Source organism: Streptomyces montanus (assembly GCF_005786655.1).
In the GTDB taxonomy this organism is placed as follows: domain Bacteria; phylum Actinomycetota; class Actinomycetes; order Streptomycetales; family Streptomycetaceae; genus Streptomyces; species Streptomyces sporangiiformans.
The window spans coordinates 40052-57831 of sequence record NZ_VBZC01000041.1 but is presented as its reverse complement, the minus strand read 5'-3'; the positions used below and the strand labels follow the sequence as shown (position 1 = coordinate 57831).

General features: G+C 70.3%; 15 protein-coding genes. 9 read left to right on the top strand and 6 right to left on the bottom strand.

Going from position 1 to position 17780, the window contains the following annotated elements:
* Positions 1-11: 11 nt before the first annotated feature.
* Both FE633_RS31105 and FE633_RS31100 read right to left on the bottom strand, forming a co-directional pair.
* Positions 12-653 (bottom strand): superoxide dismutase, encoded by a 642-nt coding sequence (locus FE633_RS31105; protein WP_138048506.1) that lies wholly within the window; start codon positions 651-653, stop codon positions 12-14.
* Between the two features lie 170 nt (positions 654-823).
* Entirely contained in the window at positions 824-2218 is a 1395-nt protein-coding gene (locus FE633_RS31100; RefSeq protein ID WP_138048505.1) for an amino acid permease, read from the bottom strand.
* A gap of 260 nt (positions 2219-2478) precedes the next feature.
* Here FE633_RS31100 and FE633_RS31095 point away from each other — a divergent pair, with 260 nt between their 5' ends.
* Entirely contained in the window at positions 2479-3066 is a 588-nt protein-coding gene (locus FE633_RS31095; protein ID WP_138048504.1) for a biotin transporter BioY, read from the top strand.
* On the opposite strand, the gene FE633_RS31090 is transcribed toward FE633_RS31095, so the two are convergent.
* On the bottom strand, positions 3056-4387 hold the full coding sequence (locus tag FE633_RS31090) for an FAD-binding oxidoreductase (RefSeq protein ID WP_425473250.1): 1332 nt from the start codon (positions 4385-4387) through the stop codon (positions 3056-3058). The genes FE633_RS31095 and FE633_RS31090 overlap by 11 nt on opposite strands.
* A gap of 185 nt (positions 4388-4572) precedes the next feature.
* On the opposite strand from FE633_RS31090, the gene FE633_RS31085 reads away from it, so the two are divergent.
* Positions 4573-5625 (top strand): serine/threonine-protein kinase, encoded by a 1053-nt coding sequence (locus tag FE633_RS31085; RefSeq protein ID WP_138048503.1) that lies wholly within the window; start codon positions 4573-4575, stop codon positions 5623-5625.
* Positions 5626-5653: 28 nt separating this feature from the next.
* Here the strand turns inward: FE633_RS31085 and FE633_RS31080 are convergent, their stop codons facing one another.
* On the bottom strand, positions 5654-7099 hold the full coding sequence (locus FE633_RS31080) for an amino acid permease (RefSeq protein WP_138048502.1): 1446 nt from the start codon (positions 7097-7099) through the stop codon (positions 5654-5656).
* Positions 7100-7316: 217 nt separating this feature from the next.
* Here FE633_RS31080 and FE633_RS31075 point away from each other — a divergent pair, with 217 nt between their 5' ends.
* Entirely contained in the window at positions 7317-7802 is a 486-nt protein-coding gene (locus FE633_RS31075) for a ribose-5-phosphate isomerase (protein WP_119103759.1), read from the top strand.
* Between the two features lie 188 nt (positions 7803-7990).
* Complete coding sequence (locus tag FE633_RS31065) at positions 7991-8821, top strand: Fpg/Nei family DNA glycosylase (RefSeq protein WP_138048500.1); 831 nt, start codon at positions 7991-7993, stop codon at positions 8819-8821.
* Between the two features lie 39 nt (positions 8822-8860).
* On the opposite strand, the gene FE633_RS31060 is transcribed toward FE633_RS31065, so the two are convergent.
* A complete protein-coding gene (locus FE633_RS31060; protein ID WP_138048499.1) occupies positions 8861-10117 on the bottom strand; it encodes a GNAT family N-acetyltransferase in 1257 nt (418 codons plus the stop codon).
* Positions 10118-10299: 182 nt separating this feature from the next.
* Between FE633_RS31060 and FE633_RS31055 the strand changes: the two genes are divergently transcribed.
* From FE633_RS31055 to FE633_RS31040, 4 genes are all read left to right on the top strand, one after another.
* Positions 10300-11478, top strand: coding sequence for a PP2C family protein-serine/threonine phosphatase (locus FE633_RS31055; protein ID WP_138048498.1), 1179 nt, complete (start codon positions 10300-10302; stop codon positions 11476-11478).
* Between the two features lie 149 nt (positions 11479-11627).
* Entirely contained in the window at positions 11628-12431 is an 804-nt protein-coding gene (locus tag FE633_RS31050; RefSeq protein WP_138048497.1) for an ABC transporter ATP-binding protein, read from the top strand.
* Entirely contained in the window at positions 12431-14902 is a 2472-nt protein-coding gene (locus FE633_RS31045) for an FtsX-like permease family protein (RefSeq protein ID WP_138048496.1), read from the top strand. The genes FE633_RS31050 and FE633_RS31045 overlap by 1 nt, the downstream gene beginning before the upstream one ends.
* A complete protein-coding gene (locus FE633_RS31040) occupies positions 14899-15375 on the top strand; it encodes an HD domain-containing protein (protein ID WP_138048495.1) in 477 nt (158 codons plus the stop codon). Before FE633_RS31045 ends, FE633_RS31040 begins: the two co-directional genes overlap by 4 nt.
* 56 nt (positions 15376-15431) lie before the next feature.
* Here FE633_RS31040 and FE633_RS31035 read toward each other — a convergent pair whose 3' ends face one another.
* On the bottom strand, positions 15432-16613 hold the full coding sequence (locus FE633_RS31035) for an acyltransferase family protein (protein ID WP_138048494.1): 1182 nt from the start codon (positions 16611-16613) through the stop codon (positions 15432-15434).
* 636 nt (positions 16614-17249) lie between these two features.
* Between FE633_RS31035 and FE633_RS31030 the strand changes: the two genes are divergently transcribed.
* Complete coding sequence (locus FE633_RS31030; RefSeq protein WP_138048493.1) at positions 17250-17444, top strand: hypothetical protein; 195 nt, start codon at positions 17250-17252, stop codon at positions 17442-17444.
* Positions 17445-17780 lie beyond the last annotated feature (336 nt).

The window sequence follows — 17780 nt, the reverse complement described above, 5'->3', positions numbered from 1 at the left end:
GGCGGCTCGTCTCAGGGAGCCAGCAGAAGCACATCCGTACGGGACTTGGCGGCCGTGTAACGCCGCGCCACGTCCTGCCAGTTGACGACCTGCCACATCGCCTCGATGAAGTCGACCTTCTGGTTCTTGTACTGCAGGTAGAAGGCGTGCTCCCAGGCATCGAAGACCAGGATCGGGGTGGAGCCCTGGCCGACGTTGCCCTGGTGGTCGTAGATCTGCTCGACGACGAGGCGACCGCTGAGCGGCTCGTACGCGAGGACGCCCCAGCCGGAGCCCTGGGTGGTCGCGGAGGCCTTGGTCAGCTGGGCCTTGAACCCGGCGAACGAGCCGAAGGACTCGTCGATCGCGTCGGCGAGCTCGCCCACACCGTCCACGGCGAGCGGCTCGCCGCCGCCCTCGCCGGTCATGTTCTGCCAGTAGATGCTGTGCAGGATGTGACCGGACAGGTGAAAGGCCAGGTTCTTCTCCAGCCCGTTGACCGAGCCCCACGACTCCTTGTCGCGCGCCTCCGCGAGCTGCTCCAGAGTGTCGTTCGCCCCCTTCACATACGCCGCGTGGTGCTTGTCGTGGTGCAGCTCGATGATCTCGGGGCTGATCACTGGCGCCAGCGCGGAGTAGTCGTACGGCAGTTCAGGAAGCGTGTAGACGGCCATTCCAGGTCTCCTCCGACCTCTTATTGCAAGTAGCTTGCAATTGCAGGCTAACAGCAAGAGAGTGAAGGGGTGCGCTGGACTTGCGAAGTCGGGCGCGCAAAAAGGGCCCTTGCGCGAAACCGTCCTCCGCGCAAGGGCCCTTCAGCGGTCGGTGGGCCTGAGGTGATGCGTCAGTTCTTGGCGCGCGCCCTCTGCCAGGCATAACCGACGGCCGCCAGGAACAGCGTCATGCCACCGGTCGAGTACAGCTGCACCCGTGTGTCCGGCTGCCGTGCCATCAGGACGAAGATCGCGACCATGCCCGCGAGTGCCACCCACGTCAGCACGGGGAACGCCCACATCCGTACGGCCAGTTTCTCCGGCGCCTCCCGGTCCAGGCGGCGCCGCAGGCGCAGCTGCGCGGCCGCGATGAAGATCCAGACGACCAGGATCACCGCGCCGATCATGTTCAGCAGCCACGGGAAGACGTCGTCCGGCCGCCAGTAGCTCAGCAGGACGCAGACGAAGCCGAAGACGGACGAGGCGAGGACCGCGACGCGCGGGACACCGCTCGACACCCGGCCGAGCGCCTTCGGGCCCTGGCCCCGCTCCACCAGCGAGTACGCGATGCGCGAGGAGCCGTAGATGTTGGCGTTCATCGCCGAGAGCAGCGCGACGAGGACGACCACGTTCATCAACTGGCCCGCGCCCGGGATGCCCAGATGGCCGAGGGCGGCGACGTACGGGCCCTGCTCGACGACCGCCTTCGAGTTCCACGGGACGAGTGTGACGATGACCGCCATCGAGCCGATGTAGAAGAGCGCGATGCGCCACATCGCGGTGCGTACGGCGCTCGCCACGCCCTGAACCGGGTTCTTCGACTCGGCCGCCGCGATCGTCACGGTCTCCAGACCGCCGTACGCGAAAACGGACGCGAGCAGGCCGACGACGAGCCCCTCGCTGCCGTTCGGCAGGAAGCCCCCCTCGCCGGTGAGGTTGGTCAGGCCGGGGGAGTCCGAGCCGGGCAGGACACCGGCGATGGCCAGCAGGCCCAGCACCAAGAACAGCGTGATCGCGCCGACCTTCAGCGCGGCGAACCAGAACTCGAACTCGCCGAAGTTCCGCACGGCCGCGAGGTTCGTGGCGCAGAAGACGACCATGAACAGCGCCACCCAGGCCCACTCCGGCGTGCCCGGCAGCCATCCGGTGACGATCTTCGCGGCGCCGATGCCCTCCAGACCGACGGCCGTGCAGAGCAGGACCCAGAAGGACCAGCCGGCGGTGAAGCCCGCCCACGGCCCGATCGCCCGCTCGGCATGCGCCGAGAAGGAACCCGACGACGGATACGCGGCGGACATCTCGCCGAGCATGCGCATCACCAGCATGACGAGCAGCCCGGAGACGGCGTACGCGATCACGATCGACGGGCCCGCGGCGGCGATGCCCGCGCCCGAGCCCACGAAGAGCCCGGCACCGATGACGCCGCCGAGGGCGATCATCGAGAGGTGGCGCTGTTTCAGGCCGGGGGAGAGGGAGGCCTCCGCGGTGAGTGTGTCGGGTGCGGCGTCGGCGTTGGTGCGGGACATGAGCGCGGCTTGTCCATTACGTGAGACGGTGCGGGACTCGCGGTTTGGCGAGATCCCACAGTCTCCGATGCGGTCGCCCTACCGCGCAAAACGGCCACAACTCAGTGACCAGGTTCACTTTGCCGTGGGTGTACTGGAGGCGCTTTGTATGGAGCGCACCAAGCTGGCGATCCACGCTTTGTCGGCCGCTGCCGGTGATCGATTCACCCGTCTGGGATAGCGTCGCCCTGTCCCAGCTGCCGCACACCGCCGGAGTCTCCATGAGTACCGCTGCCGACCCGTACGACACCGGCTCCACCCCTGGCGAGGTACTCGCCGACCTGCTGCCCGCGTCGCGCGTCCGCGACATCGTGCTCGTGGCCGGCGGCGCCGCGCTCACCGGGGTCGCCGCGCAGCTCGCCGTGCCCGTGCCGGGCTCGCCGGTGCCGGTGACCGGGCAGACCTTCGCGGCCCTGCTCGTCGGTACCGCGCTCGGGGCCGGCCGCGGCTTCCTCTCGCTCGCCGTGTACGCGCTCGTCGGCCTGGCCGGAGTCCCCTGGTTCGCGGAGGGCAGCCACGGCGTGTCCCCGACCTTCGGTTACATCATCGGCATGATGCTGGCCGCCACCCTCGTCGGCGCCCTGGCCCGCCGCGGCGCCGACCGCACGGTGCTGCGCATGGCCGGCACGATGCTGCTCGGCGAGGCCGTCATCTACGCGATCGGCGTCCCCTACCTCTCCGCCGCCACGGAACTGAGCCCCACGGAGGCCGTCGCCGCCGGGTTCACCCCGTTCCTGATCGGCGACGCCCTGAAGGCGGCCCTGGCGATGGGCCTGCTGCCCACCGCCTGGAAGCTCGTCAAGCGGTGACCTGGCGGCCGCCGATGTTGTAGTTCCCGCGGAAGAGGTTCGCCGGGTCGTACGCCGACTTCAGACCGGCGAGCCTCTTGTGCGTCCCGGGGTCGTACAGCCCCTCCGTACGCTCACTCGCCCCGAAGGCGAAGTTCAGCGCTCGTCCGGTCGTCCACGGCTCCACCGTCGCGAGGGCCTTGTGCAGCCGCGCCCGCGCGGAGTCGTCGACGGCGCCGAGGACCCGTACGAGGAAACGGCCCTCGCGGTGCGGCACCGCGTTCGGCTGCTCCTTGGCGAGCGCCCCGCCGAGGTGGTTGATCTGGACGACGTACATCGAGGGCGCGTCAGGTCCGGTGAGGGACAGGAGTTCACCCGCTGCCTCGACGTTCAGCTCGCTCAGGACCGCGCTGTCCCCGTAGTACGCGTGCGGGAAGTCCGGGTCGGAGTGGATGGTGTGGCTCTCGGCGTACGGCATCTCGCGCAGCGAGTCGGACAGGACCGGGCCGATCTCGCGCAGGGGAGCGACGAGTTGATCGCCGTCGGTGCCGGTGTGAGCGACTCGTACGGAGATGACGTACCGGCCGCGCAGGTGTGGCGGCATCGCGGGGATGTCCGGATAGGGGACGGCCGCGTACGACGAGGTCAGGCCGTCCGGGACGGTCCGCGTCCAGCGCTCGTACGCGCGCAGCACCACCGCCGGGTCCACCTCACGCCCGTCGAACGCGAGCGATCCGCCGTACAGCCGGGCCACCGGTACGAGGCCGATCTCCAGCTCCGTCACCACACCGAGATTCGCGCCGCCGCCGAGCAGGCCCCAGAAGAGGTCGGAGCCGGGGGTCACCTGCCGGAGTCGTCCGTCGGCCGTGACCACCTCCAGCGAGCGGACATGGTCGGCCGCGTACCCGAACTCCCGCGCCAGGATGCCGAGTCCACCGCCCAGCGTGTACGAGACGGCACCCACGGAGGGCGCGGAGCCGTTGAGGGGAGCGAGCCCGTACGGCTCGGCGGCCGCGACGACCTGGCCCCAGCGGACACCGGCCCGCACGCGCACCGTACGCGCCTCGGCGTCGACGGTCACCCGGTCCATCCGCTTCGTGGTGATCAGCACGCCGCCCTCGGCGGAGCCCGGCGATCCGTGCCCGGTGGCCTGCACCCCGACGGGCAGCCCCTCGGCCGCCGCGTACGCCACGGCCGCCCGCACATCGTCCGCCGAGGACGCGGCGAAGACCACGGCGGGCCGCTGCGCGAAACCGGTCTGGAACCCGGCCGTCTCCTCCTCGTACCCGTCGTCACCGGGCCGGAACACCAGGCGGTCCGCACTCAGGTCCTGCAAGCTCACGTGAGCCCTCCGTCCATCGCATCGTCCATCGCATCCTTCGACCCGCGCGGGCCGACGCGTCCCACACTGCCTCCATAACCTGACACATGCCGTCAGCTTTTCCGCCGCTTTCCTCCCCTGATTTCCGGTCTCGTGTCATCACCACGAACTGTGTTGTCATGGAAGGAGGTTGGGGGTGGGTTCGCATGGTGTGTGTCGTGGACCGGTACCGGCTCCTCGAACCCATCGGGCAGGGCGGCATGGGCCGCGTCTGGCGCGCGACCGACGAACTGCTCGACCGTCCGGTCGCCGTGAAGGAACTCCGGCTCGACGCCACCGGCACCGAGGAGCCGGCGGTCCGCCGCGAGCGCGTGCTGCGCGAGGCCCGGGCGAGCGCGCGGATCGACCACCCCAATGTCGTACGCGTCTACGACGTGGCCGAGGAGGCCGACCGGCTCTGGATCGTCATGGAACTGGTCGAGGCTCCCTCGCTGGCCCAGACCGTCGTCGACCACGGCCCGCTCGACGTAGCCGAGACCGCCCGCATCGGGCTCGCGCTCGTCGAGGCGCTGCGCCGGGTGCACGCGGCCGGGGTGCTGCACCGCGACATCAAACCCGGCAACATCCTGCTGGGGCCGGGAGGCCGGGTCGTGCTCACCGACTTCGGGATCGCCGCTCTCCAGGACGCCCAGGGGCTGACCGCCGCCGGGGTCATCGTCGGCTCCCCGGAGTACATCCCGCCGGAACGTATCGGCGGCCGCCCGCAGGGCCCGCCCTCCGACCTGTGGTCACTCGGCGCCACGCTCTGCACCGCCCTGACCGGGCGCTCTCCCTTCCAGCGCGCCTCGACGCTCGCCACCCTGCACGCGGCGATGTACGAGGAACCTCAACTGCCGTCCGAGGACGAGTCGTTGACCGCGCTGCTGCGTGGGCTGCTGGCCCGGGACCCGGCGGCGCGGCCGGACGCGGGCGAGACGGCGCGGGTCCTGGAACGGGTGCTCGAAGGCGAGGCGGCGCCGGAGCGCGGGAGGGAGGCGGAGCGCGAGAGGGAGACCGAGGAGAGCGGCGCACCCGACTGGCTCCCGCGGCTGCTCACCGTTCTCGTGCTGGTGGTCGCCGCCGCCGTGGGCATCGTCATGATCATCACAGCGATCCGTCCCGGCGGTGAGACGAAGTTGCCGGACGTCAGCCCGCAGCCCACGGTCGCCGGCACCTCGCGGCCGCCGGCCTCGCCGGACACGACGACGCCCCCGCGGTGAGGCCGCGGAGGCGTCGTAAACGCGGGGGTCAGACTTCGGCGCCCTGCCGCTCCTTGCCGCGCCGTACCCTCTCCAGCACGAGTGCGAGGCCGACGACGATCGCCGCCACCAGGAGCGAGAGCAGTACCGTCTCGCGGCCGTCGTGTTCGGTGTCGGTGAGCATGTAGCCGAGTACGAACACGATCAGGGCCATCGTCGCGTACGTCAGATACGGGTACAGCCACATCCGTACGACCAGCTTCTCCGGCGTCTCACGCTCGATGATCTTCCGCATGCGCAGCTGCGAGGCGCAGATCACCAGCCAGACGAACAGGGCGACGGCACCCGAGGAGTTGACCAGGAAGAGGAAGACCGAGTCGGGGAACTCGTAGTTGAAGAAGACCGCGACGAAGCCGAAGGCGACCGACGCGAGGATCGCCGTCATCGGGACACCGCGCTGCGTGGTGCGGGCGAACGCCTTCGGCGCGTCGCCGCGCCGGCCGAGCGAGAACGCCATGCGGGAGGCCGTGTAGAGGCCGGAGTTGAGACAGGACAGCACGGACGTCAGCACGATGAACTTCATGATCTCGCCGGCGTTCGGGATGCCGAGCGAGTTGAGGGCGGCGACGTACGAGCCGTCCTTCTGGATCGCGTCGCTGTCCCACGGCAGCAGCGTGACGACGACGAAGATCGAGCCGAGGTAGAAGACGCCGATCCGCCAGATGACGCTGTTGGTGGACTTGGTGACCGCGCGCTGCGGGTCCTCCGACTCGCCTGCCGCGAGGGTGGCGATCTCGCTGCCCATGAAGGAGAAGACGACCAGCAGGATGCCGGTGAGGATCGCGCCGGGTCCGTTGGGAAGGAAACCGCCGTGGTCGGTCAGGTTGCCGAGCCCTGCCGTGTCGCTGTCGACCCCCGGCAGCAGACCGAAGACCGCGAGCCCGCCGATGACGATGAACGCGGCGATCGCCACGACCTTGATGCCCGCGAACCAGAACTCGAACTCGCCGTACGAGCCGACCGAGCCCAGGTTGGTGGCGGTGAGCACGAGCATCACGATCAGGGCCCAGCCCCACTGCGGTACGGCCGGGACCCAGCTCTCCAGGATGACCGCGCCCGCGGTCGCCTCGATGGCCAGCACGACGACCCAGAAGAACCAGTACAGCCAGCCGATCGAGAAGCCGGCCCAGCGGCCGAGCGCGCGGTCCGCGTGCGCGGAGAACGAACCCGAGGTCGGGTTGGCGGCGGACATCTCGCCGAGCATCCGCATCACGAGGACGACCATCGTGCCGACGAGGGCGTACGACAGGAGGATGCCGGGGCCCGCGGTGGCGATGCCGGAGCTTGATCCGACGAAGAGACCGGCGCCGATGACGCCGCCGATCGCGATCATCGAGAGGTGACGGTTCTTGAGCCCTGCCTGGAGGCCGTCGCCGGATTCTCCGGTGCCTCCTGGGCCGCTTCCGGCCTTGGTCATGGTCGGCTGCGAGGTCATGGGGGGTCCTTTGCGCAGGGGGGTGCGGGGGAGCGTGTGAAGGTGGTGGGGGCAGTGGGGGTGGTGGGGGGAGAGGGAACGAGCCGGTCCAGTGAATCCCAGGTGAATGGATTATTGAACCTTCGAATCCGGATCGTTACTTGAGGTTTTCTTGAGGTTGTGTAGCGCTGCTCGACCCCGCGCGGACGATCCGAAACAGGCGTGTCACACTCTGACCATGCGCGTGTATCTCGGCTCTGATCATGCCGGTTTCGAACTCAAGAACCACCTCGTCGAGTGGCTCAAGGCCGCCGGCCACGAGCCCGTCGACTGCGGGCCTCTCATCTACGACGCCCAGGACGACTACCCGCCGTTCTGCCTCCGCGCCGCGGAGCGCACCGCGGCCGACCCGGGCTCTCTCGGCATCGTGATCGGGGGCTCCGGGAACGGGGAGCAGATCGCGGCGAACAAGGTGGCCGGGGTTCGGGCCGCGCTCGCCTGGAGCGAGGAGACCGCGTCGCTGGGGCGGGAGCACAACGACGCGAACGTCGTCGCGGTCGGTGCGCGTATGCACACCCAGGACGAGGCGACCAAGTTCGTGGAGACGTTCCTCAACACGCCGTTCTCGGGCGACGAGCGGCACATCCGTCGCATCGACATGCTGTCGGCGTACGAGACGACGGGAACGCTGCCGGAGATCCCGGCGCACCACCCGCAGCCGTAGGGCGCCTTTCTCCGCCGGAGGGGCTGTCTTTCAGCCCGTCCGGCGCTTGAGGACGAGGCCGTTCAGGCCGATACGGGGGTCTGGGGGCGGAGCCCCCAGTTTCGGGAAGGGACGGGCTCGGGGAAAGAATCCCGCCTGGACCGTCGGCCGAACACCAACAGTGCGAACAGCAAGACCAGGAGGCGCCCGTGCCCGAAGGGCACACCATTCACCGGCTGGCCGAGGACTACCTCGCCCGCTTCGGTGGCCGGAAGGCACACGTCACCAGCCCCCAGGGCAAGTTCTCCGACGCCGCCGCCCTCCTGAACGGCACAGCACTGACCACCGCCGAGGCCCACGGCAAGCACCTCTTCCTGCGGTTCGAGCGCGAGGACTGGACCCACATCCACCTCGGCCTCTTCGGCAAGGTCACCTTCGGCGGCGCCCCCACACCCCCACCCACCGACACGGTCCGCCTCCGCCTCACCCACGACACCGCGTACGTCGACCTCCGCGGCCCCACCACCTGCGCCCTGATCACCGACACCGAGAAACAGGCGATACACGACCGCCTCGGCCCGGACCCGCTGCGCGAGGACGCCGAGCCGGCACGGGCGTACACCCGCGTCTCCCGCAGCCGCACCACCATCGCCGCACTCCTGATGGACCAGAAGGTCATCGCGGGCGTGGGCAACGTATACCGCGCGGAGGTCCTCTTCCGGCACGGCATCGACCCGTACCGGGCAGGAAAGGACATCACCCGAACCGAGTGGGACGCGATGTGGACGGACCTCGTGGCGCTCATGCGCGAGGGCGTCCGCAACAATCGCATCGACACGGTCCGCCCGGAACACGAACCTGAGGCGATGGGCCGCCCGCCGCGCAAGGACGACCACGGCGGCGAGGTCTACGTGTACCGCAGGGCCAACCTGCCCTGCCACATCTGTGGCGGCGAGATCCGCACCGCCGATCTCGCCGCCCGCAACCTCTTCTGGTGCCCGACCTGCCAGAAAACGGGAAACGGACCCGGGCGCGCCTAGGGCCTGTCCGGCGGATCAGGTCCTGGGGCCGGACAGGTCCTAGAAACCGTGCGGCAGCCAGGGCGCCACGGTGGACGAGAAACCGATCGAGGCCTCCGCGAGCGCGCCCTGGCGCAACTCCCGCACCCGCCCCGCGGCGGCCAGCGCGGTCAGGGACACGCCCCCGAGATAGGCCGCCCCCAACTCCCGTACGGACAGCGCGAGATCCGCCGCGTCCGTGGTCCGCCGACAGGACGCCGCCCCCTTCGCGTCACCGGTGAGCCGCCAACGCCCCTCGTTCCAGGGACAGAACGCGTCTTCGACCTCGAACACGACGTCCAGGGGCGTCTGATACGTCCGCGCCTCAAGCGCAGCCCCGACGTCGACGAGCCGCACGTACAACGAATCCCGCAGTGCCGGCCGGCACCGCCGGATGTCGGAGACGAGGTGCTGCCAGGCGTCGTCGACGGGCCGATTGTGCGTCTTGAGCGTCGACGTCAGATCGATGTCGAACAGGAACCGCCACAACGCCGCGTACGCCGCCGGATCCACCGCCTCCAGATCGCGCAGCTCGATCGTGCCCTTCGGCCCCGCCGTGTCCCACTCCGGCCTGATGAAGTACCGGGCGTAACCGACCACTTCACCGCGCTCCTCACCGGCGACGTCCCGCTCCGCGAGCAGGCACTGCAACGGTGAGGTGCCCTTCCGCTCGCTCTCCGGGTCGAGCAGCGGCAGTCGCTCCCAGCCGGGCCGCCGCGCCAGCATCCCGGGCCGGGTCGCCACCTGACGCGCGTACACGGCCTCGCAGGCGTCGCGTACGGCGTCGGCGCCCGGCTCGGCGAGCCGCAGCCGTACGTCGTCCGTGCCCGGCGGCACCGTCAGCCGTACCCGGGCCGTGTCGATTTCGGCGCGCAGCTGCTGTGTCGCGTTCTCGTAGCCGAACCGGCCGTAGATCATCGGCTCGGACGCGGTCAGTACGGCCAGCGGCTCGCCCCAGGACCGTACGTCGTCCAATTGCCGCCGCATCATGGACGTCAGTACCCCGCGGCGACGGTGTGTCGCGGCGACGCTCACCATGGTGATGCCGGCCGCCGGGACGAGCGCGCCGCCCGGCACCGTGACCCGGAAGCTGAACGCGCCGGCGGTGCCCACGCACGCGTCGCCGTCCCAGACACCGAGCGAGCGGTCGAACTCCGTGAGACCGTTCCACAGGTCCCGCTCCTCGGCCGACTCGTCGGCGCCACCGAACGCGAGCGTCAGCGTTCCGTACCACTTGTCCCAGTCGTCCGGACTCAGCACGCGCAAGTCAGTCGTCATGTGCCATGCCTACCAGGGCAATCCGGGATGAGCGAGTGGATTTCTTCCGGCACTGGTCGGTCCGACCGGTCCGGCCGTGCGATCCTCGGGGGTCGGACATTTCTGTGACTTCGGTCCTCGGACGGGGGACAAGTAGGACCTCCCGTGCCAAGCACCTGGTCCGATGGATAGGGTCCCGAACAATGGCAGCAGGACGAGAGCGGCGCGCGGAAGCCGACACGTTCACGGCCCGGTTGAAGAAGCAGGCTCACCGGGTCCGCACCGGGCTGCGCAGATCCGCCGTCGACTACTTCCGCGGGGACGGCTCGGACTGGGTCGCGCTGGCCGGTCTGCTGCTGACCATTCCCGTCATCACGGCCGTCACACTCGCCAATTCCGTGTGGGCTTCACCGGCCGCCCTCGTCCTCCCCATCGTGGCAGGCGGGCTCCTGCTGCGTCCCGCCAGCCTGCTCGGCCTGTACGCCGCCGCGGCCACCGCCCTGATCGTCGAGTCCGTGAAGCTCGGCCCGTACACCGAGGGCCCGTCCAGGGTGACACCGGGGATCGTCCTCGTGGTCGCGGCCTGCGGCTTCTTCGGCCTGCTCATCGCGCAGTTCCGCAGCCGGGTCGGTGTGCCGTGGCGGCGCGGCGGGACCATGCTCTTCGACCTGCGCGAACGGATCCGCGTCCAGAGCAAGTTGCCGAAGCTGCCCATGGGGTGGCACCGGGAGATGGCGTTGCGGCCGGCGGGGGGTCAGTCGTTCTCGGGTGACTTCGTTGTCGCGGCTCGTACGAACGGGGGCCGCACGCTGGAGGTCGTCCTGACGGACGTCTCGGGCAAGGGCATGGACGCGGGGTCGCGTGCGCTGCTGCTGTCGGGGGCGTTCGGCGGCCTGCTGGGCTCCCTGCCCCCTCACGCCTTCCTTCCCGCGGCCAACGGTTACCTGCTCCGCCAGGACTGGGACGAGGGCTTCGCGACGTCGATCCACCTCGTCCTGGACCTGGACTCGGGCGACTACGAGCTCTACTCGGCCGGCCACCCTCCGGGGCTCCAACTCAGCGCGGGGAACGGCCGCTGGGAGGAGAAGACCGCCGAGGGCCCGTTGCTCGGTGTCTACGACGGTGCCCAGTTCGACCCGGTGAAGGGCTCCCTGCGCCCCGGCGACGTCCTGATGCTGTTCACCGACGGCCTCGTCGAAACCTCCGACCGCGACATCGTCGAGGGCATGGACCGCCTCACCGGCGAAGCCGACCGCTATGTGGCCGGCGGCTTCCACGGCGCCGCCTGGCACCTCATCGAGGCCGTCGCGCGAGACGTGAACGACGACCGCGCGCTGCTCCTGATCTGCCGAGAGGGCGTGGTGGGGCCGGTCACCCGGTGACGGCCGCCGCCGAGTGACCGACGGGGGCGCGTGGGGTGGGGTTCTCCCCACCCCAGAGTCGGCGGTCGGCCGCATGGTGGCCGCAGGTCCCGGATCCGTAGTTTCGAAGCATCAGCACCGCTGGACGCGACGGAAGGACGGACCCGGCCATGGGCCTGCGCAAGAGGACCGCACAGAACGTGCGGAACGGTACGGCCCTCGCGGCGGACTGGGCCGTCGAACTGCGTGGCGTACGACGGCAGTACGGCCGCGGCGGCTCCGCCGTACACGCCCTGCGCGGAGTCGACCTCACCCTCGCACGCGGCAGCTTCACCGCCGTGATGGGACCCTCCGGCTCCGGCAAGTCCACGTTCCTGCAGTGCGCGGCCGGACTCGACCGGCCGAGCGGAGGGACCGTGCGGCTCGGTGGCACGGAGATCACCGGCATGAGCGAGAACAAGCTGACGGCGCTGCGCCGTTCACGCCTGGGCTTCGTCTTCCAGGCGTTCAACCTGCTGCCGTCGCTGACCGTCGAGCAGAACGTCGTTCTGCCGATGCGCCTCGCGGGCCACCGCCCCGACCGGCGCCGCGCGGCCGAAGTCCTCGCCCAGGTCGGCCTCGACGGCCTGGCCCGCCGTCGTCCCGGTCAGCTCTCCGGCGGACAGCAGCAGCGCGTCGCGATCGCCCGCGCCCTGGTCACCCGCCCGGACGTCGTCTTCGCGGACGAGCCGACCGGCGCGCTCGACACACGCACGGCCGGCGAGGTCCTCGCCCTGCTCCGTCAGGCCGTCGACCAACTGGGGGCCACCGTGGTGATGGTCACTCATGACCCGGCGGCCGCCGCCTGGGCCGACCGTGTCCTCTTCCTCGCCGACGGCTCGATCGTCGACCATGTGGAGGGCGCCTCGGCCGAGCGGATCGCCGCCCGGATGACGGCGCTGACGGCCCCCGCCCACGCGGGAGCGGCAGCCTGATGTTCGTGCCCAACGGTCTGGCCCGTGCCGCCGTCCGCTTCAAACCCGCCGCCTTCGTGGGGACGTTCATCGCCCTGGCGATGGCCGCCCTGATCGTGTCGGCCTGCGGCATCCTCCTGGAGACGGGCTTACGCGCGTCCGTTCCGCCGGTCCGTTACGCCGACGCCCCCGTGGTCGCCGCCGCCGACCAGCGTGCCCACCGCGTCACCGGCCGCGGCGACAGCCGCGAGGACGAGGCCGAGCCGGTTCCGGACAAGGCCTGGCTGGACGACTCCCTGGTGGCGAAGGCCGGTTCCGTGACCGGCGCACGCAAGGCGGTCGCGGACGTGACCTTCCAGCTCCGGACGGGCTCCGGCGCCCCGGCCACCGCCCACGGCTGGGGCTCCACGGCGTTCACCGGCGAGCGGCTGACGGCGGGCCGGGCGCCCGGCGAAGGCGAAGTCGTCCGCGCGTCGGGCACGGTCGGCGAGCACATCACCCTCACCACGGCCGACGGCCCCCGCACCTTCCGCGTCTCCGGCATCGCGAAGGCAGGGCAGCAGGCCAGGGCCGGGCAGGACAAGGCCCGGCAGGACACTGTCTGGTTCGCCGACTCCGAGGCCGTACGCGTCTCCGGTCACCCGGGGCGCATCGACGCGATCGCCGTCCTGCCGAAGGACGGAGTGACGGCCGAAGCTCTCAAGTCCCAGGTGGCACAGGCCCTCGGTGGCCGTGCCGAGGTCCACATCGGTGACGATCGCGGCACGGTCGAGGACCCTTCCCTCGCCGCGGCCAAGGAGGTCCTCGCAGGGCTCGGCGGCTCCTTCGGCGGTATCGCCACGATGGTGGCCGTGTTCACAGCGGCAGGGACGGTGGCGCTGTCGGTCGCCCAGCGCGCTCGTGAGTTCGCCCTGCTGCGCGCCATCGGTACGACTCCGCGTCAGATCCGCCGTTCCATCGCCACCGAGACGCTGCTCGTCGCGCCCCTCGCGGGCCTGGTCGGCTGTGTGCCCGGAATCGCCCTGGCCCGTTGGTGGTTCGGGCAGCTCAAGGACAAGGGCGCGATCCCGCAGCCCGTGGAACTGTCCGTCTCGTACATCCCGCTGCTCTCGGCCGTCGGCGCTGTGCTCGGCACCGCCCTGCTCGCCGGGTACATGGCGGCCCGCCGCCCCGCGCGGGTCAAGCCGGGGCAGGCGCTCGCCGAGGCGGCCGTGGAGCGGCTGCGGCCCGGCTGGATCCGTACGCCGCTGGGGATCGCGGCGGCCGTCGGCGGCTTCGTCTGCGCCGGGTTCGCCGCCTCGCTGACCGGCGAGGACGCGGCCAACGCCGCGCTGGGCATCGTCGTGCTGTTCATGCTGGCCGTGGCGCTGCTCGGCCCGCTGGTCGCCCGTGCCTGCGCCGCCCTGTTCGGGCTTCCGCTGCGCGGCGCGGGCGCCTCCGCCGCACTCGCCGCCGCCAACTCCCGGACCAACGCCCGTCGTCTGGCCTCCGCGATCACTCCGATCGTCCTGGCGATGGCGTTCTCCTCGGTGCTCGTCTTCATGCACACCAGCGAGGAGCGGGCCACGCAGGAGCAGCAGCGGGCCGGCATCGTGGCCGACCACATCGTGACGTCGGACGCGGGCCTCGCCCCCGACGCCGTACGGCGGGCCGCCCGCACCCCCGGCGTCACCGCCGCCGTGGGCCTGTTGAAGACCGAGGTCCTGGTGCCGGCGGGTGGGGCACTGAACTCCGCCTCCACGCAGGGCGTCATGGGCTCGGCGCGGGACCTGGTCCGTGTGCAGGACCTGGAGGTCGGCAAGGGCACGCTGTCCCTGAAGCGGGGCGAGGCCGCGCTCGACGCCTCGCTCGCCCGCTCCGCCCATGTCGGCGTGGGGGACCGGCTCGATCTGCGCCTGCCCGACGGCACGAAGGCGAATCCGAGGATCGTGGCGACGTACGCCCGCGGCATGGGACTGTCCCAAGTCACCCTGAGCCACGCCGACCTGGCGACCCATGTCAGTTCCCCGTTCGCCACGGAGATCTGGACGAAGGGCGGGGGCGTCGCCGGCCTGGCGAAGTTCGGCACGGTCCTGGACCGCGGCGACTACGCCACCGCGCAGTCCCTCGAGCGCGAGCTGAACGCCTGGGCGAACACCACCATGGCGGCGGTCCTCGGCGGCTTCGCGGCCGTCGCCGCGGCCAACACGCTGGTGATGACGGTCCTCGACCGCCGCCGTGAGTTCGGCACGCTGCGGCTCATCGGCTCCACGCGCCGCCAGGTGCTGCGCATGGTCCACTGGGAGGCCCTGCTCGTGGCGCTCGCGGGCATCGCCCTCGGCACGGGCATCGCGCTCGCCACGCTCGTTCCGATGATGGAGGGGCTGACGGGCCAGGCGCCCTACGTTCCCCCGTTGGTGTACGGCTCGTTCGTGGCGGCCGTGGTGGTGCTCGGCGTGACGGCGGCGACGGTTCCGGCCCGTTCGGCGCTACGAGGCACACTCGACGCATGACCGACAACGCACCGCGAGCGGCCAAGAGCGAGTCGCTGACCCTCACCGAGGTCGAAGCCCTGGCCCGTAACGCACACGCCGCCCAGACCGACAAGGCGGGCCGGCCCTATGCCGAGCACCTGCAGGCCGTGGCTGAGGGGGTTCGCGCCCGTGGGGGCGACGACGAGCAGATCGCCGCAGCGTGGCTGCACGACGCCGTGGAGGACGACGCCGTGTCCGAGGAGTGGCTGCTGCACGAGGCCGCGCTGACGCGGCGTACGAAGGACATCGTCCTGGCCCTCACCAAACGGGCGGGTGAGTCCCAGGAGGCGTACGCCGAGCGCATCCTGGCCACCGAGGGAGCCCTGCTGGTGAAGGAGTCCGACCTGGCGCACAACGCGGACCCGTCCAGGCTGGCGGTCCTGGACGGGCCCACGCGGTCCCGGCTGACCCGGAAGTACACGCGCATGCGCGAACTGCTGGGCCTCGACTGAGAGGCCGTGAGCCGAAGCACTGAGAGGCCGTGAGCCGAAGCCGCCTGGCCTGGCGCCTACGACTTGGACTTGGACCGTGAGCGGGCCAGCTCGGCGGCGTCCCGTTTGAACGCCCACTCCATCTTCGGCTCCATCGCGAAGCGGAAGGCGCGCTGGACGGGCGGGGTGCACAGCGCGGTGATCACGGCGGCGGCGACCAGGCTGACGAAGATCTCACCGAGCGGCTTGTACAGCCATGTGTAGTCGTCGTACCAGCCCCAGAAGCGGGAGCCCTTGGCGAGGAAGCCGTGCAGCAGGTAGCCGTAGAGCGTGCCCGCGCCGAGCACCGTGAACCACATCTTGCGGCGCGGTACCCAGGCGAAGAAGCAGGCCGTGAGGACCATCGAGCAGCCGAAGAGCGCCAGCGTCATCACGACACCGGCCCACCACTGAACGCCCAACTCCTGTGCGCTGTCGCGGTGGTAGAACCACGCCGAGCTCATCCGGGGCGCCGCCCAGTACGCCACGAGCAGCGCGGCCATGAAGACCGGCACCGAGAGGATCCGGACCTCGCGGCGCCGCATCAACTGGAAGTGCTCGGGCTTCATGCACAGGCCCACGACGAAGAACGGGAGGAACTGCAGGACACGCTGCAGGTCCAGGTCGTCGCCGATGTCGGGCGAGACGGAGGCCAGGATCGCGACGGCAAGCGCCAGCGGTACGGGCCAGCGCACGACCTTCCACAGCGGGGTCGTCAGCCGCCACACGAACAGCGCGACCAGGAACCAGGTGAGGTACCAGGGGTCGAGCAGGCTGATCGGATGGCTCGGGTCGTCGTCCGCGGTCTTCTTGAACAGCGAGTACGCGATTTCGAAGAGGACGTACGGCACGGCTACGCCGGTCACGAGTCGCTGGAGCCGGTCGGCGCGCATGTCGAAGCTGCGTGAGAAGTAGCCGGAGATGAGGATGAAGGCCGGCATGTGGAAGCCGTAGACGACCATGTAGAGCGCCTCGGCGGCGCGGCTGTGATCGGTCAGCGGTTCCCAGGAGTGGCCCATCGCCACGAGCACGATGGCCAGGTACTTGGCGTTGTCGAAGAACGCGTCGCGCTGTTTGGCCGGCTTGGCGTCCGGCCCGGCGGGAGTGGTGCCCGCATGGGGGGTCTGCGGGGGGCGCGGGCTCGGCACTCCGGATGTCGGCGTCTGTGCCGGCGGGAGCGGCGCCCTCTGTTGGCCGTGTGGGCGGAGCGAGTTCGTCACAGACCCTCCCACCAAGAGCTGGGGGAGACGATCCGGGACCTCACTGCGCGTGCGGGGGACGAGGCAGCGTAGGACATCTGAGGCACCCTAGCGTTGCTGAGGGGATTTCGTAAAACCCTGGGTGTCATTCCTGCGTATCCCCCGATTATCTCCCGTGGGCGCGCGGGATTTGAGGAAGTCGACAGGGTGATGCGGATACTCGTCGGCATGCCGCGTGCGACCACTACATCCGCATTCAGTCTGACTAAACGGTGCATAACATCCTCAGGCGACTCTGGTGAAATGTCCGTTTGATGGTCCTATAGTGGCCCGCCTGTCGGTCAACCGATGTGCCTCCCGCAACAATTCGAATTAACTGCGAACAGGGTGTGTGGACATGTGCGTGGGCACCGAAACGAGCGGCATGAATTTACCGGGCGCGGGTCGGCTCGAATTGCCGTGCCGCGCACCGCAGTTCCTCTCCGCCGGGGAGCGCTGAGCGGGGGTCGAACGCGCAGGTCCGGCGAGAACCATGGCCAACGATGCCTCACGGGTCGCATACCGCGGCCCGGTTGGTGGCACGATGGTTCTGGCGGGGGTGTGCGGGGTTGCACCCTCGGGCCGGGAGAGCGGACCGACCGTAGGGTGTGATCAGTTGTGGCCATTTCGCTGTCAGTGGTGCTGCTGTTGGCGATCGTCCTGGTGGTGTTGATACGAGGAGGATCCATCAAGCCGGGTCCGGCGATCGTCGCCGTGCTCTTCGGCTTCTTCCTGGCCTCGACCGGCATGGCGGACGACATCCAGCGGTTCCTCAACTCGATAGCGGACACCATCAACTCGATCCAGTTCTGAGCCGGTTGCGGCGGGACGAACGGGTTGAGCGGGTTGAACGGTCCGGCGTGGTGAGCGGTTCGGCGGGTTGAGCACGCCGGTGACCGGAGCCACGCCCTCGCGAACCGGCTCGGGTCGGCTCGGCTCACCTTTGGCGACGACGCGAGTACCCACCGCCCGAGTCTTCATCCCCCGGCGTCCTCCGACCCGACCACGCCGCGCTCCGGGATGAGCCGCCGCCCTGCGCCCAGCTCCGCTCGCCACCTGTCTCCCTGTCCGGGACATGCCCGGCTACTGCCGCTCCGAGAAAACGGCGGGCCGGCATGTCTCCCGGACCTCCCGTTCCGGAAACGACCC